The organism is Bifidobacterium sp. UBA6881 (assembly GCA_002451435.1).
Lineage (GTDB): Bacteria > Actinomycetota > Actinomycetes > Actinomycetales > Bifidobacteriaceae > Bifidobacterium.
The window spans coordinates 3244-4092 of the sequence record DKCF01000011.1 but is presented as its reverse complement, the minus strand read 5'-3'; the positions used below and the strand labels follow the sequence as shown (position 1 = coordinate 4092).

At 55.9% G+C, this 849-nt stretch carries 1 protein-coding gene; it reads right to left on the bottom strand.

The features are described from left to right. Positions 1 to 64: 64 nt before the first annotated feature. On the bottom strand, positions 65 to 849 hold a 785-nt coding region (locus tag B3C64_RS00875), incomplete at its 5' end, for a DUF6541 family protein (protein ID WP_349679939.1).

The following is an 849-nucleotide window of genomic DNA, read 5'->3' as shown; positions in this document are numbered from 1 at the left end:
AACGGATGAGTCCGGAGCCACGCGTGCTTTGCCGCGTCAGCCCATCAAAAAGACCGTCAAAAACTCATTGGCACTTGAATTGGTACAGCGCCCAGCCCTTCGAATCAGGAGACATCTTCGAATAATCCTGAACCTTGCGCATCGTGCCATCGGCGGCATAGCGGTCGATCAGATTCTGGTCATGGAACATGTCGTATTGCTCCTTGAACGTGAACATCTGCAGACTCGGCGCCTGTTCGCCCATACTCAGGAAGTACACATCACCGTCCGCGCTCAACGGGCATACCGTATTCGTCAGGGTCTTGCCGTCGCCGGAGGCGAACGCCCGTTCCGTCTGCCCGAAAATCGCACCGTTCTTCTCGGATTTCGGGTTATAGATCGGGAACAGCATGTCGGCGCCATACATCGCCGTCGCATACATGGAACCGTTCAACGGATCGGAAACCACCACCGAATCCAGTCCCGTCTTCTTCACCATCCTCTTCAGGATTTTCTTCTTCGTGGCAGTCAACTGCTCGTTCGGCTGACTGTCATCAATCGTCATATTCGCGTAAATCCCCGAAGCCAAATCAGACCGCACCGAATTGCCGATCTGGCAGGAAACCGCAAGCGCGGCCAATACGACGATCGCCGTCGCGCGAATCACGATATCGCGAACGCCACACTTGTCTCCGTCCATGGCGCGCAGCAATGCCGAGACCGAAAACACGATCAACGTGAGCACGCCAAAAGGAATCATCGTCAACGGACGTGTTTCCGCGCGGTACCAAGCCGCGGTGACGATGTTCGGGAACCAGCCGGTCAACGCGGTCGAACACACATAGACCAGACCGACCAATGCGAACACCA